This is a genomic window from Helicobacter saguini (assembly GCF_000762875.2).
GTDB classification, from domain to species: Bacteria; Campylobacterota; Campylobacteria; order Campylobacterales; family Helicobacteraceae; genus Helicobacter_A; species Helicobacter_A saguini.
In genome coordinates, this window is record NZ_JRMP02000001.1 from 70,509 (window position 1) to 85,069 (window position 14,561).

The window sequence follows — 14,561 nt, forward strand, 5'->3', positions numbered from 1 at the left end:
CACAAAATAGATTCTAAAAAACTTTCGCGTATATTATAAAACTAATATAAATATTTTGCGTAAGTAATTAACGAAGGATAAAAGTTATTTTCTCGGTGGATTTGGTGGTGTTGTTACGATGATTTCATCCTTAATTTTATCATAAAGTCCTTGTCCTATACCCTTTACATTCATAATGTCTTCTTTATTTTTAAAGCGAGTTTTATTGCGATACTCAATAATTGCTTTTGCTTTTGAAGGACCAATACCATTCAATGTGGTCAATTCCTTTTCACTTGCAATATTAATATTTACCTTAGCAAACATAAAACCACCAAACCATAAAATTAGTATCAAAACAAACATTTTTTTTAAACCACTTGATAACATATAGACTCCTTTGATGTCCTAAAATAATTTCACTATTGTATCTAAAAATACAGCAATATGAAATATTTTTGTTAAATTTTTATTTTATGAGTCGCAAAAAAATAAACGTCTTTTATTGTTTAATATTAAATTTTGCTACAATCTAGAATAATTCCTATAATCTAAGATAAACTATATGGCGTTAATCTATAAAATTATAATTTAAGGTACAATATATTAAGACTCTAATATGTTGCAGAATTTTATTAAAACAAACAAAAAAGTCAAATACTTCAAATAATAAAAAAAATCAAAATGCAATTATCAATGAATCTGCTTTCAATATATGGTAGTTTTAACCATATAATTTATTATATCTAGCGTAAATAAGCAGTTTTAGAGTAAGAGTGTATAGAAAACCTATTTTGTTCCACATTCAAATACATTGGCATGTATCCTATAAGACAAGATTTTACCATTTTGAGGTATTTTTTCCCAAGCGGTACAATCTTTTTCTTCGTATTTACCATCATTCACTCTCATTTCGCAAATCATAGCTTCTTTAGTTAGTTTAACCAAAATCCTGCTATCTTCATTTACAAGTTCAGCGGCATGATTTCTTAAATCATTTGTAGCACCTTCACGAATATCTTCAAATGACGGAGGAATCTTACCATCTGAGCTATCTTTACCTTCCACCTCACCTAACAGCTTACAAGTATAAGGAACACTATAAGCTACAGCTATACCTCTTGCATCCTCGTTGAGTTTTTTAGGCTCATAAGCGGGCAACTGAGGAAGTTTGATATAAGGTGCAACCTTAGTAACTGTGATTTCTCTAGCAGCATCAACTGTAACCTCAACCTCTTTGCTATAACTAACCTTACCTTTCGAACCACTGCTTTTCTTAGGTTGACTGCCACCGCAAGCAACTAAAAGAGATACAGCACTAACAGCCAATGTAATTTTTGCAACATTGCCAACCATTTTTGTATTTAATAATTTTGACATCTTTCCACCTTCAACTTAATTTTTTTATATGCTATCTTGCACCACAATCAAAAACATTTGCATGAACCCTATAATATAAAATCTTACCATTGCTTGGTATTTGAGTCCAAGTCGTACAATCTTTTTCATCAAACTGATCGCCCTCTGTTCTTAACTCACAAGTCATAGCCTCTTTTACAGGAACAAGCACAACTCTATCTCTAGAATCTACAAGGTCTATAGTCTTGTTTCTCAAGGCATTTAATGCACCTTCTCTAATTTGTTCAAAAGAAGGAGCCAACTTACCATCTGAACTGTCGATACCCTCAGTTTCACCTAGTAATTTACAATTAAGTGGAATACCATTCAAAACAGCTATACCCTTAGCCTCTTCCAATAATGGAGCTGGAACATATGGTGGCAAACTAGGAAGCTTATACCTAGAATCTGACGCTGACTTAGTAATCGTCAATTCACGAGCCACATCAATATTTACATTTCTTTCCCTAAGTGCCTTATCTTGTGCAGAATAAGATTGTGTGTCTTCCACATTTACATCATCCGCAACTGCAAAACTTGTAAGCGAGAACGATGCTACACTAGCAACTAAACCGATTTTAATAAAATTCGTAATACTTTTAACCAACATAATTTTCACCTTTATACAAAATCACTACTTTTCGCCACATTCAAAAACATTCGCATGAATTCTATATGAAAGAATTTTAGAATTCGTAGGAAGCTTATTCCAAAGTGTGCAATCATACTCTTGATATTGGTCTTTCTTTGTTCTAACTTGACAAATCATAGCCTCTTTAGTAACAGAAAGCATCAATCTTTGACCACCTCGCACAAGATCACCTGCTTGATTCTTCAGGTCATTTTGAGCACCATCTCGAATTTTTTCAAAAGTAGGTCCAGCTCTACCTTCTGTATCATCTTTGCCTTCTACCTCACCTAAAACTTTGCAGTTATAAGGAACACTATAAGCCACAGCAATACCACGAGCATTCTCATTGAGAGTTTTGGGCTCATAAGCTGGCAATTGTGGATCAAGTGAATAACCTACCTGTTTATAAACAGCAAACTGTCTAGCATCAGGCTTTACTTCATCAAAACCATAACCATTGCCCTTGACTTTCTTTGGTCCATTATTACCACTGCAAGCAACTAACATTACAACCGAACCTGCCAATAAACCAATCTTTGCAGATCGACTTAAGACTTGTTTATAATTCAACATCTTTTACACCTTCAATAATAAAATTTAAAAATACTTACAGAGAACATGCTCTTAAGTTTTTCTATCGTTATGCTATCAAAAAATAATAAGAAAATCAAGAAAAAAAACAAAAATATTGAAAAAATATAAGCAAAAATTTATTTTTTTTATAATTAAGTTAAATATTTAGTGTAAAAATAATTTCTTTAAAGCTAAAATCTTGTTAGAAAATATCATATTTATCGAACTTGCACGTTTTATAGTATCAAAAAACAATCTAAAATCATAAAAATAAACAAAAAATAATATAATAATCTTTAAAAAAATCACTACGAACAAGATTTTAGAATACTTTTATGCTTGCAATCACTCATCAAACTTTATCTTAAATATCTTTTTATCAAACACCGCGATGTAAAACATACCATAAAAAACCTTAATATCAAGCAAAAAGCCCTCGACTTTTACCTCGCATTTTTTGGTGTCATCTTGGAGTGCCTCGCCTTTGAAAATGACCTCATGCCCTAGCTCGATGGGTGCTAAGAACTTCGCATCAGAGCCGATAATTAGGCTATTTTTTTTATTTAACGCAGTGAGAGCGCAATGCGCAGCCGCACTAAAAATAAACCCACTATGAATAAGCCTACTATCCACGCACATATCCTCCACAGGCACAAATTTCACCTTAGAAATGTTATGCCCTAAGCCCACAAGCTCGCCACTAAGGCGGAAATTTATATCACGCGCTACCGTCCTGTCTCCTAAATGGTTACTTAAATTCTCATTCTCTAATTCATCTGCCATTTTTAACTCCTTAAACATATTAATACAATCACAATAAATCAAAGTGTAGTTTAATATAAAATACTTAAAAATGCAATAATGTGTAATCTTAATGTTTTTAAATATTTCGCGGTAAATTTCTCAACTCAGATCTATAGAATCTATTTTTTAATCTCTAGCTTTTCTACCGGTTTGTTGATTAGCATTTGTGGGTCTTTTAGCGAGTTTTTGCTTTGCCCTAAGAACATTCCCTTGCGTTCGATTACTAGCTCATCACTTGCTATTTCGCCCTCTAATCGTCCCCCGGCTAGAATCTCAATGGATTTTGCCTCCACATTCCCTGTGACCTTTCCGCTGATTATCACTTTTTGTGCGAATACATCGCCTGTGATAACGCCTGTTTTCCCTACATTCACGGTGTTTTTAGAATGAATTGTCCCTACAAACTCGCCATCAGTGTGAAAGTGGCAGTCCGTGTCTATCTCGCCTTTAAATCTGGTATTTGCAGCAATGATTGTCGCTGCGCCTCCTGTTGTCTCTTTCCCATTAGGTTGTTTATCATCTCCACTAAAGAATCCCATGTTATTCTCCTTTCCTTTTCAAAGATTGAATTAAAATTTTGCATATCCCAATTAACGAAATTAATGGGATCAAGCGGCTGCCCTAAAAAACGTATCTCATAGTGCAGGTGCGGACCTGTGCTAGTGCCTGTCGAGCCAGTGAGTGCGATTAGCTGTCCCTTTTTCACAAACTCGCCACGTTGTACCTTTATATCATTCAAATGCGCGTAATAAGTGCGAAAACCAAAGGCGTGCGAGACTTTCACAAGCTTGCCATAGCCGCCATTCCCACTATTACTAGCCCAATCTACAACGCCATCGGCTGTAGCATACACAGGCGTATTAATCGTAGCTGCCATATCCGTGCCTGTGTGGATGTGATAGATTTTTAAAATAGGGTGATAACGTTTGCCATAATTGCCCGAAATGCTAGGCTTATAGCCCAAAGGCGAACCATTTGGTATAAATTTCATAATGAAAGACTTTTGCAGTGCTGAAATGCTAGTCGCATCCATACGCTGTATTAGCGAACTCTCCTCATTATTTACATCACGCAGTATTGAATCTTGCATATCATTTGCTAGGGTGTTAGAATCTTTTATAGATTCTATCTCGCTAGATTCTATAGAATCTTCTCTCTTAAAGCCGATGCTAGATTCTATATTTTCAAACCTATCGCCAACTAGGGCTATTTCCTCATCCTTTTCTTGCAGTAGCTTATTTAGCTCCTCATTTTTGCTTTGCATATCGCTAAATTGACTTAGCAAATTTTCATTTCTAAGCCGCGTATCATTAATCTCTTTATTAATAATCATAACGCTTGCAAAGGCAAAAAGCACAAGCGTAAGCACGAAAGTGGCGACATAATAAGCAAGCTGGCGGAAAATCATATCCACATTTATAAACTTGCTACCATTTATGCCTGTAATCATTATAACAAGGCGTTTATCCTTTTTGATAGAATCTGCTGTCATGGGGCTACTTTGCTATCTTTTGGGCTGATGTGGAATCTAGATTCTGTAATTTTTTATTAGAATCTTTTGCGTTAGTAAAAAAGCGTTCAATACTATTTAGGGCGATTTTAGATTCTATATTTTTAGAATCTGTATTTATAGAATCTTGTTTTAAATTTGTAGAGATTTTAGATTCTATATTTTTAGATTCTATATTTATAGAATCTTGCGACTTAGATTCTATAGAATCTTGTTTAGTGTTTAGTGAAATATTTGTATTTTTAGATTCTATAGAATCTTGCTCGTTAGAATCTTTATCCGCCAAATGCGTAGAAATATCATTCAATTTTATAATATCATTCAACGCCCACATTAGCCCATCGATATTAATATTCGCATTTTTATTCGTATCAAATATGGAGTTAAAATTCGCCTTATCCCACTCAATAAAGCTTAGTGTATCAAGCCCTTCACTTAAAAATCGCACTTCATAATAAAGGCTCGTGCTATTTTTGCCCGGACTTGCAGTCGTATAGCCGATAATCTCGCCCTTGCTAACAAACTGCCCTTGCTTCACTTTCACATTTGACAAATTAGTATAAGCGGTGCTAAAGCCTAGCACGTGGCTTAAACGCACAAGATTCCCATAGCCATATTTTTGATTATTCTCCCGCGTAGATTCCACAATGCCATCGGCAGTAGCGCGCACTGGCTGCACCACAGGTGTGAAATAATCATAGCCAACGCTACTATTGCTACTTGGCGTATAGCCGCTATTTACTAGCACGTAGGCTTCTTTGCTCGACTTTGCCTTTTGCTTCATCTCATATAAATTCACAGGATTCCCATTTGGGATAATCTGCAAAATCGTATCCATTTGCGTAGAATCTAGGTTGCTTAAATCAGTCACTTCCGCATTTTGCTTTTTAGCGTTAAAGGCATAAACATTCATCATTTTTTCCAAATCAGCCACACGCTCACGCATAGCAGCCAGCTCATCGCTCTTACTTTGTATATCATCTTGCAAAAAGGAATTTTGCTCATACACGCTTTGAAATTCCCTATATGCTTCTTGTTTCGCTAGATTAATCTTATCAAATTTCTCAATGCAATAAGTCATCGCAAAATACCCAGCAATAATTAGAAAAAGCAGCCCTGCTACGCCATACGCAATAAATTTTTGCGCAAGTCTAGCAAGGGTGAATTGCCTTGAGCCATTCTCATCAACGATGGTAATGGTAAGGCTTTGCTTTTGCTTATCGATGTGCTTTTGCTGCTTTTTCACTATTTTCCTTTTTTGCTTTTTGTTGCTTCGTTATTGCTCTTATTGCCTTTATTGCAAAGCGTGGCAATCTAATTTCTTAAATTACTAAAATTCATCTTAGATTCTAAGAAATGTTTTCGCTTTTTGAACCCCACTTTGCATTTTTATCACAAATTTTGTGTTTAGATTCTAAATTTGCTTTTGTCACTGCGAGACTTGCGTGGCAAATCGTGGCAATCCACAACTTTAAAATCTAGCTTTTAGAATATTTTAGATTCTATAGACTTTTAGATTCTATAAACTGCGATATTTTGCGTGGCAAATTACTCTTACAACTTTTGAGTTTAAAGCCTTTACTTTTTAGCTCTCCACTTCGCTATGATTAAGCTTTTTGCTACGCTTATAGAATCTAGTCTTTAGAATCTCGCAAATATTTGTCATAAAAACGCAAAAATTGTTCCGCTAACGAAAAACTACCAAAAACTAAATAATTAGTCTTAGATTCTATCAATTTTTCGTTTAACCTGTCAAGTTTTAAAGTCTTTTGTTTATCATTATCACACCTTTTTGTTTCAAAATTGCTAATTTTATTTTTAGATTCTGCAAATTTGGTATTTTCTTTAGAATCTTCTTTTTTAGATTCTATGTTTTCATTCTCGTGGTTAGCAAAATTCGCAGTTGCAGGATTTGTATTAATCTTAAAAAAGGGTGGTTGGGTGGAAACATGACACAAATCTTGCAACTGCGAATTTTGCGTGTTAGAATCTTGGTTTATAGATTCGATATTTTTAGAATTTTGCATATTAGATTCTATAATTTCTAAGTTTTTAGAATCTAAATTACTAGATTCAGTATTTTCATAGAATCTAGATTCCATAGAATCTAATTTTTCTTGGTCGCCATTTTTAAACAAAACATTTTTAGATTCTATAGAATCTAAGTTATTGTCGGCGTCAAGATTTTGTGTATCGTTATTCTGGTTTTCTTTTGCACTTTGCGCAAAAAAGCGCAAATCCCCCTCCCCGCTCCCCCTTTGCGAAAAAAAGCAGCCGCTTTTTTGTCTTAAAGGGGGAGAGCCCCGCTTATCCGCTTCTTTGCTAAAAAGCGGCGAATGCACTTCTGCATTCGCTTTTTCGCTTTTTAGCACTGCAAAGCGGGCGGGACTCACAAGGTTCGTGCTACGCACGTTTCCATTAAATGTCTCGCTTTGCTCGACTTCTTTTTTGTTTGTTTTTATAGAATCTTTTGCATTTTCTTTTTCAACATTTTTAGATTCAATATATTCATAGAATCTAGATTCTGTATAATCTTTTGCGTTGTGTGTATCTTTAATTGTTTTGGGAGTGTTCCCCCCTCCCTTGCGGAGGGGGGTTAGGGGGGTGGGTAATTGTGCGTTGTTAGAATCTAGATTCACTATTTTTTTAGAATCTTCTTTTTTAGATTCTATGTTTTCATTGACGTTATCAGTAAAATTCGCAGGATAATTTTCCTTTAATTTTTCAGTGGGTGGGTAAGGGTGGGACATTGAATCTAAAGGAAAAATATCCTGCGAATTTTGCGTTTTAGATTCTAAATTTATAGAATCTTTAGAATCTAGATTCTGTAAATTTTTAGAATCTTGCGACTTAGATTCTATATTTTCATGTTTTTGTGGGTCAAAAAAAAGATACGAAATTCCTAACTTTTCTAAGATTTTTTTCATTTCACACTCAGGCAAAATTCTATCATTTATAACTTTAAACACAATAACTTTCTCTACACTATCCTTAAAAATGCTTAAAATTTTCTCCACTTCCTTATTTTTATAGCTATTATAAATTAGCGTAAATTTTTTAGAATCTTGTGTATTTGCAAAATTCGCACCTGCAGGATTTGTATTAATCTTACAAATGGGTGGTCGGGTGGGAACATGAGACAAAGGGTGCAGGTGCGAATTTTGTTTTTTTATAGAATCTTCATTCTTAGATTCTATGTTTTTAGAATCTTTGTCGTTAGATTCCACAATAGATTCCATATTTTTAGAATCTTTAAAATATTCTTTAACTTGTGATAACACCGCGTTTGCTGCCATTTCATTATGCCCTACATCAATGATTATATTCGGGGCTAAGACTTCACATCGCCCACGCAGATTTAATCGCTCACTAAGCAAAGGCACATTTATAGATTCTAAAAACAAATTCGCCAAAGCTAAGTTTTCTTTTAGAAAGTAAGGAATTTTATAACTTTTCGCATACTTTACCACATCGACATTTTCCACATCCTTACGCGTTAGATATGTGATATTAAAACTAGATTCCACAGAATCTGCAAAATCTCGGCTTATAGATTCTGTGTTTTTATTTTCTTGACTTTTCGCCCTTTGAATCTGCTTTATATTTTTTGTGGGGGGGCAAGGGCGGGGCAAGGAATCTAAAGTAGATTCAAAGGGCAAAAAGCTTTTATCTTTAGAATCTTGGTTTTTTGTAGAAAATCGCAAGGGCAAATTTTCTTTATATTTTGAAGGGTGGGAATGGGTGGGACTTTGGAATCTAAAGGAAATTTGCCCTTGCGATTTTTCATTGTTGGAATCTTTAATATCTTTAGAATCTAAATCCACAATCTCATCAAGGCGAGAAAACATATCCATTACCAAAGGCTCTTGAAAATGCGTGAAAATGCGACCCTGTGCGGCTTTGAGCTTCGTTAATGCAATCTCTTGCAAACTCTCGCCTAGCAAATCCTTATGGTCAATGCCTATCTTGGTAAAAATCGTAGCATTATAATCAATCACCGATGTGCTGTCAAACTCGCCGCCCACGCCTGCTTCCATCACCAAATAATCGCAATCACGCGCCAAAACCAACGCCAAAAAAGTCGCATACTCAAAATAACTCGCTTCATTGATAAAATCAAAGCCCTGCAAATACTCGTGCGCCTTTTGTAATTCGTCCATTGCCACGCTAGAATCATTCAAAAAAAACCGCTCCCTAAATTCAAACAAATGCGGCGAAATGAAATGCAAAACTTTGGCTTTTTTAGATTCAGTATTTTTATAGAATCTAGATTCTATATTTTCTAATTTTGTAGAATCTTTTTTCTTAGATTTTGTATTAGATATTTCGCTTTGCTCAATATGACTAGAATCTTTTGCGTTTTTAGATTCTATAATCTGCGTATTTTTAGAATCTAGATTCTCTAAAAGTTTAGATTCTATAAATTTTGGCGCATTTTCTCGCAGACTTTGCGCTATAAATCGCCCGGTACTTCCCTTGCCATTTGTGCCGATAATATGGACTTTATAGCATTTCAAATTGATGAAAGGTTTTAGCATTGCCCAAAGTCGCCGCACACGCGTAGGGTCAAACTTATTATACTCCGCCGCCTTAGAATCCATATAATCATAAATATTCATAAACGCCCTTAAAAAGATTCCATAAAATCACAATCAAAAACACAAATTCTAGCACAAAATCTTAGATTCAAACATTCAAAAATATTGACTAAATTCTACAAAATGCTAGAAGCCAAAAATTAGATGTTAATATCTTAAGCGATTTTATAAAATCTAAAAACTTAATAAAAAGATTCTATAATTTTGCATTTATTGTTTGGAAAAGGAGAGTGAAATGCGGTATTTTTTAGCTTTTTTAATATGTGTGATATTTAGTGGGTGCTCATATAAAATACAAACACAAACGCCAGAAAATAATGAATATGGCTTTACAACGCAAGATTTTATAGAATCTAGTTCGCAAACAACAAATAAAGATTCTATAGAATCAAACACGAAAAACGAAGCTATAGAATCTAGCGTGAAAAATACGCAAAATAAAGATTCTATAGAATCTAACACGCAAAATACGCACTTTAGCTTTGAAAATCCCCCAAAAGGCAAGGCTAGAATCTACATTTATAGCAAACTAAATATCAATATTTTGAATGGTTTGACGGGGTATTTTTTGAGTTTGCATTATGGCGATTTTGATAAAAATAAGCCCTACAAAACGCCACAAAATATCGTGTATCTAGGCTTTGCAAAGAAGCCTATGGCAAAGATTATCGACCTTACGCGCGTGGATGAAAAGGCAGTGATTTATGCACGAAATTTGGGCTTTAGGGAAACTTTAGAGTTTATCCCAAAGGCTGATAATATCTATTGCATTGAAGTGAATGCGAAGTTTGTGCCATTTCTTGGCATTGGGCGACCTTATTTTGCGCTTATTGACAAGCAAACTTGCAAACAAAACGCCCCGCAATTCTTTGAAAAATACAGCAAAAACCACGATGAAACCTATGAGAAAAAATATAGTGATAAATTTTGGAAAAAGGTTAAGGGGGAATAGAATCTAGATTCTATCATCTAAAAAATCTTGACGATTTATCTTAAAACAGATTCTATAAATAAAATAGATTCTATAATATCAAAATACCAAAATACAAAATACCAAAAATAGATTCTAAAAAGGAGAGTAGATATGAAAAGGTTAAGTTTTATAGCGTTGTTTATGATTGCGTTAAGTGCAAGTGCATTGCAGGCTAAGTTTTTTGTTGGGATAGAGGGCGGTATTGAGTATGCTAGGATTAGTTCGCAAAGGTTTGGGAGTGCTGGTGATGTATCTTTTGGCAGTAGCTTGTTTTATAAAGAGCCGCATATACGGATACAAGGCTTTAGTGTTAATTTGAATATCGGCACGCAGCATTCGATTAATAAGATTCTAACGCTTAGATGGATACTAGGGCTTGGTGGTACAAGTTATGGTGTGCATGGTAGCAATGAAGATGAGGAAGATGATAATGGCTTTGGCGCGTATCTAGGCGTTGATACACTGCTTAATTTTGTTAATGGTGATAACACTCGATTTGGGCTTATCGCTGGGCTTGAGGGCAACTACTATGCTATGAATCTAGATACTACCACTAGAGTAGCCACTGGTAGTCCTAATAGAGTTTATGAGGCTAGAAGTATGAATGTTGGGAGTAATGGTAGAGTTGGACTTTTTGTTACAACAAATAATCTTGTGCAGGTTGAATTTTTAGTGCGAATACCTATTATGCAGGCTTTGGCTGGTGTAGATTCTAGGATAATTTACGCGCCTATTACTTTTAATTTGGGAGCTAAGATATTATTTTAGAATCTATTTGCTAAGATTCCAAAAAAGGAGAGCGAATATGAAAAAGTTAATACTTGTAATGTTGTCACTATTTGCGGCATTTCAGGGTTTAAAGGCGGATGCTAGTGATAGATTTGCGGTATTTACCTTAGGGGCTGGTGTAATGGGTGTGTATAATGACGCAAAGGTTACAGAAAATATACCTGTGGATTATACGCAAAGTCCTAATTATGTCCCATATCAGCCTTGGCATGATTTAAATTCTACTAGCAATCCTGTCAATAAGATGTGTAAAAGTGGGACTTGTGATATATCGCAGTTTGGCGGTGGGTTTCTCTTAGAGGCGGGTGTTAAGCTGCGTTTTACTAAGATTGTGGAGTTTGATTTATGGGGGGATTTTGGCTTTGCATTTATGGGGAATGGTTTGCTGCCAAATTCTGTTACACTAAAGAACTGGAGCTATGATTATAAATACACTGATGGTAGCTTTGCAAGTGTGGAAGCTTATATGATGAGATTTGCCCTAAATGCTACTGCCACTTTGCGTCTTGGTAGGTTTGGTATTATAGGTGGTTTAGGTGGTGTCTATCAGAGCGTAGTCTATCATGCTAAGCTAAGAAATTCATCCTATTTTAGCAGTGAAAATGATACGCAAGATAGAGGCGAGGGGATAATGTATTCGTATCCGCTGCATTTTATCGCTGGTATTAGCTATGCTGTCGGTCCAAATTTGGGCAATGGCGAAATAATCTTGCGTTTTTCTATGCCATTTGTAGATGCCGTAGATAGCAAAAGTGGTAACAATGGATATGTAGATTATGATGAAACATACACCACCCGCCCTTATATGATAAATCTTGTATTTAGAAGGTATTTTTAGAAGCTAGATTCTATAACTTTACGTCATTGCGAGGAGCGAAGCCCGAAGCAATCCATAAAACCGACTTAGATTGCCACGATTTTTCTTGCGAAAAATCTTGCAATGACGTAGAAGCTAGATTCTATACACTCTAAAAATAGGGTGGTGGGTGGGCGAGACAACATCCAGAGGAAGCCGCACGCATAAAAAAAGAACTCGATGAAGAGATGGCAAAATGGAAGTCGCATTAACCAAAAAGGTGGAAAAATACTTACACAAACGCTCTTTTGGCAATGCGGCTGGAGTGTTTAAGGTAAGAGATTTTTTAGGGCGATTAGCAGAGGAGCCAAATCCCACACTTTTATCAAACTGCAAAAAGATGCAAAGTATGGAAAATACGTGGCGGTGGCGTGTAGGAAACTACCGCATAAGCCTAAAATCAAACAAAAAGAGCTAATAATCCAAGTGATAGAAATCTCCACACTTAAAGACGCGTATTAAACGCAATTTAGATTCTATTTATAACCTTATTTTTGGAATCTTACGCGGTTTTAAAAGCATCTTTTCTAAAAGTGGCAAGGCGATTTGTTTTGTTGTTCTTAAAAAGCAAAGTGATTTGAAAATAGCATTTAATGATTTTAAAAGAATGTTTGTATAATAAAAAAGCCCCGAAACCTTTTTAGATTCCATAGATTCTATAGAATCTTTGGGGCGTAGGGGCAAAATTTCTTAATAAGGAGTTTGTTATGAGAAAGCATAACAACAAAAGCTCCAGAAAGGTATTATACATAAAATTTGTAATCTTTGGTTGCAAATTTAGTATCTTGCTAAAAAGGTAGCTTTAAAAGAGGGGGTAGCCTTAAAACTACCTCCCGCCTTATTAAGTGGATTTGACTAGGCATTCAACGAGAATAGATTCTGTAAATTTAAAACTTTTGTATATTGCAAAATTAGATTCTATATTGTCACTAAATATGTCGCCTTTTGATACAAATTATAGAATCTAGATTCTATAATTTACGTCATTGCGAGAAAATTCGCAAGAATTTTCGTGGCAATCTATCCTTTTGTCATTGCGAACTGACTTGTCAACGTGGCAATCTATAAAGTATGGATTGCTTCGCTCTCTTCGCTCACTCGCAATGACGTATAGAATCTAGATTCTAACAACATTACAGATTCTATAATTTTCAACTTCAAAAGTTAAAAGCCATAAAAAATGACACAAAAATTACAAAAAAATACTAAATTTTCGCTTTTTTTTTTTTTGTTTTGTGGTATTATGCCGATTTATGTTTTTGTATTTAGAATCTTATGCTAAGTTCTAAAACGATTTAATCTCAATTTAAAAGGATGAAATATGAAAAAGTTGCTAATAAATGGAACTTTAGCACTTGCATTGAGTGCGTCTTTGGTGCAAGTAGCGTGGGCTAGGGCATTTGTAGGTATTGATGCTGGGTATGATAGTGCTTTCCCTAAGCTAGATAATGGCTTGGCAAAAGAGAGCTATCAAAACTTCACAAAATACAGCATAGATGGCTGGAATGTCGGCTTAAATGTTGGTGGTGAGTGGTTTTTTGGTGGTAGCGGATATGTGGGACTTCGCACATTTTTGCAGCTTGGCTATGGACAGGGATATTTTCATGGTGTTACTTTAAATATCATTGATGTGAATTTAAACCTTGATTTACTTGCTAATTTTTATAATAGCGGTAGTTTTAGTGTAGGTGCATTTTTGGGTGTTGGAGCGGGGATAAATACCGCTGCTAGAGACCTTGCAGGGCAGTCTATTATGCTAGGGCTTAACATTCCTATTTATGGTAGAGCTGGATTTACTTTTGGCTTAGGCGAGCATAGTCGTGTGGATATTACGGCGTCTTTGCCTATTTTGTCATACAACATGATAGGCTTTGCTGGTGGCGGTATGAGTGCTGAGGACTTAGCAGATATGTTTAGATATGGTATCGTTGGTGCATACAACCCTATTCGCTTTAATGTAGGGTATAAGTTTATTTTCTAGATTCTATAAATCTAGTGTAATTTAAAAAGGTAAGTTGTTATGGTTAAACATAAGCTAAACCTTAGCATTACCTTTTTAATCTTTTGTCTTTTCTTTCCTAAGATTCTAGCTAGTGATGCTATATGCTTCCCTATTGATAGAATCTCTTTTTTATCCCTAAATAGTTATTTGTATAAAAGTGATAGTGAAATAGAGTTGATAAATAGGCATTTTCCATTTAAGATTCTATAGCTGCCTATCGCATTACTAATGAGATATTAGATTCTATAGAATCTAATTTGTATTTTTAAAACTTTATAGAATCTGGATTATAGATTCTGGGATTTTTTTGGTTATAATTTTATTGTCTGGAAGTTGCGGGTTTCTCTTAAAAATTGGTAGTCTATTTAAAATAATTTTTGGGTGGAAAGCTAGTCTATGTGTGTTCGGTGTTTTCGTTTTGCTTTTAGCGATGAAGGACGTGTTTCGC

The 14,561-nt window shown here is 34.9% G+C and carries 16 protein-coding genes; 6 read left to right on the forward strand and 10 right to left on the reverse strand.

Annotation, left to right across the window (positions count from 1 at the left end):
- Window positions 1-84 precede the first annotated feature (84 nt).
- The 9 genes from LS64_RS00365 to LS64_RS13865 form a co-directional block, all read right to left on the reverse strand.
- The gene (locus tag LS64_RS00365) at window positions 85-369 is read right to left on the reverse strand and encodes a ComEA family DNA-binding protein (protein ID WP_034570643.1); all 285 of its coding nucleotides are present in this window, start codon (window positions 367-369) and stop codon (window positions 85-87) included.
- A 399-nt stretch (window positions 370-768) separates the two neighbouring features.
- Window positions 769-1,359, reverse strand: a complete 591-nt coding sequence (locus tag LS64_RS00370; RefSeq protein ID WP_052062365.1) for a DUF4156 domain-containing protein — start codon at window positions 1,357-1,359, stop codon at window positions 769-771.
- 31 nt (window positions 1,360-1,390) lie between these two features.
- Window positions 1,391-1,987, reverse strand: a complete 597-nt coding sequence (locus LS64_RS00375; RefSeq protein WP_034570641.1) for a DUF4156 domain-containing protein — start codon at window positions 1,985-1,987, stop codon at window positions 1,391-1,393.
- A gap of 24 nt (window positions 1,988-2,011) precedes the next feature.
- Complete coding sequence (locus tag LS64_RS00380) at window positions 2,012-2,581, reverse strand: hypothetical protein (RefSeq protein WP_034570638.1); 570 nt, start codon at window positions 2,579-2,581, stop codon at window positions 2,012-2,014.
- A gap of 345 nt (window positions 2,582-2,926) precedes the next feature.
- Window positions 2,927-3,364, reverse strand: coding sequence for a thioesterase (locus tag LS64_RS00385; RefSeq protein WP_034570635.1), 438 nt, complete (start codon window positions 3,362-3,364; stop codon window positions 2,927-2,929).
- 140 nt (window positions 3,365-3,504) lie between these two features.
- Window positions 3,505-3,924 carry a bactofilin family protein gene (locus tag LS64_RS00390; protein ID WP_034570633.1) on the reverse strand — a complete coding sequence of 140 codons (420 nt, stop codon included), beginning with the start codon at window positions 3,922-3,924 and terminating at the stop codon, window positions 3,505-3,507.
- Window positions 3,822-4,877: a M23 family metallopeptidase gene (locus tag LS64_RS00395; RefSeq protein ID WP_034570631.1), complete on the reverse strand. Its 1,056-nt coding sequence runs from the start codon at window positions 4,875-4,877 to the stop codon at window positions 3,822-3,824. Before LS64_RS00395 ends, LS64_RS00390 begins: the two co-directional genes overlap by 103 nt.
- Before the next feature lie 4 nt (window positions 4,878-4,881).
- Window positions 4,882-6,141, reverse strand: coding sequence for a M23 family metallopeptidase (locus LS64_RS00400; protein WP_064773694.1), 1,260 nt, complete (start codon window positions 6,139-6,141; stop codon window positions 4,882-4,884).
- A gap of 388 nt (window positions 6,142-6,529) precedes the next feature.
- Window positions 6,530-9,514, reverse strand: a complete 2,985-nt coding sequence (locus LS64_RS13865; protein WP_052062364.1) for a hypothetical protein — start codon at window positions 9,512-9,514, stop codon at window positions 6,530-6,532.
- 214 nt (window positions 9,515-9,728) lie between these two features.
- On the opposite strand from LS64_RS13865, the gene LS64_RS00410 reads away from it, so the two are divergent.
- From LS64_RS00410 to LS64_RS00425, 4 genes are all read left to right on the forward strand, one after another.
- Window positions 9,729-10,445: a hypothetical protein gene (locus LS64_RS00410; protein ID WP_034570628.1), complete on the forward strand. Its 717-nt coding sequence runs from the start codon at window positions 9,729-9,731 to the stop codon at window positions 10,443-10,445.
- A 132-nt stretch (window positions 10,446-10,577) separates the two neighbouring features.
- Entirely contained in the window at window positions 10,578-11,234 is a 657-nt protein-coding gene (locus LS64_RS00415; protein ID WP_034570625.1) for an outer membrane beta-barrel protein, read from the forward strand.
- 37 nt (window positions 11,235-11,271) lie between these two features.
- The gene (locus tag LS64_RS00420; protein WP_034570623.1) at window positions 11,272-12,093 is read left to right on the forward strand and encodes a hypothetical protein; all 822 of its coding nucleotides are present in this window, start codon (window positions 11,272-11,274) and stop codon (window positions 12,091-12,093) included.
- Window positions 12,094-12,307: 214 nt separating this feature from the next.
- The gene (locus tag LS64_RS00425; RefSeq protein WP_034570621.1) at window positions 12,308-12,529 is read left to right on the forward strand and encodes a type II toxin-antitoxin system RelE family toxin; all 222 of its coding nucleotides are present in this window, start codon (window positions 12,308-12,310) and stop codon (window positions 12,527-12,529) included.
- 62 nt (window positions 12,530-12,591) lie between these two features.
- Here the strand turns inward: LS64_RS00425 and LS64_RS00430 are convergent, their stop codons facing one another.
- Window positions 12,592-12,795, reverse strand: coding sequence for a hypothetical protein (locus LS64_RS00430; protein WP_034570619.1), 204 nt, complete (start codon window positions 12,793-12,795; stop codon window positions 12,592-12,594).
- A 637-nt stretch (window positions 12,796-13,432) separates the two neighbouring features.
- Between LS64_RS00430 and LS64_RS00435 the strand changes: the two genes are divergently transcribed.
- Window positions 13,433-14,092 (forward strand): outer membrane beta-barrel protein, encoded by a 660-nt coding sequence (locus LS64_RS00435; protein WP_034570616.1) that lies wholly within the window; start codon window positions 13,433-13,435, stop codon window positions 14,090-14,092.
- A 39-nt stretch (window positions 14,093-14,131) separates the two neighbouring features.
- Window positions 14,132-14,323 carry a hypothetical protein gene (locus LS64_RS00440; protein WP_034570613.1) on the forward strand — a complete coding sequence of 64 codons (192 nt, stop codon included), beginning with the start codon at window positions 14,132-14,134 and terminating at the stop codon, window positions 14,321-14,323.
- Window positions 14,324-14,561 lie beyond the last annotated feature (238 nt).